This is a genomic window from Sphingobacterium bovisgrunnientis, from assembly GCF_009829085.1.
Taxonomy (GTDB): Bacteria; Bacteroidota; Bacteroidia; order Sphingobacteriales; family Sphingobacteriaceae; genus Sphingobacterium; species Sphingobacterium bovisgrunnientis.
The window spans coordinates 1-415 of the sequence record NZ_WUQY01000162.1 but is presented as its reverse complement, the minus strand read 5'-3'; the positions used below and the strand labels follow the sequence as shown (position 1 = coordinate 415).

The following is a 415-nucleotide window of genomic DNA, read 5'->3' as shown; positions in this document are numbered from 1 at the left end:
GATTGAAAGCGAGAAGGCAACTGGAGGGACCGCATGGGAGGGGCGGGATGGCGAAAATTTTACTTTTGCGGCGGGAAGGAAAAAGAAGAAAAAAAAAAAAGATAGTACAAAAGGGGTGCAACACGAGGACTTCCCAGGGGGTCACCCATCCTAGTACTACTCTCGCCCAAGCACGCTTAACTTCGGAGTTCTGATGGGATCCGGTGCGTTAGTGCTGGTATGGTCGCACCCGTCAGTAACTGCGCTCCGAGCGTATTTGATGTGAGTCCAGGGTTCGGAACGGTCGCGACTGCGGAGGGATCCGGGTTAGCGATAGTGGGGTCCGCGGGGTCGGCGATGATTGAAAGCGAGAAGGCAACTGGAGGGACCGCATGGGAGGGGCGGGATGGCGAAAATTTTACTTTTGCGGCGGGAA

1 rRNA gene is annotated in these 415 nt (G+C 55.4%); it reads right to left on the bottom strand.

Annotation, left to right across the window (positions count from 1 at the left end):
- Positions 1-112: 112 nt before the first annotated feature.
- Positions 113-231, bottom strand: a 5S ribosomal RNA gene (gene rrf, locus GOQ16_RS18545).
- Positions 232-415: the final 184 nt, after the last annotated feature.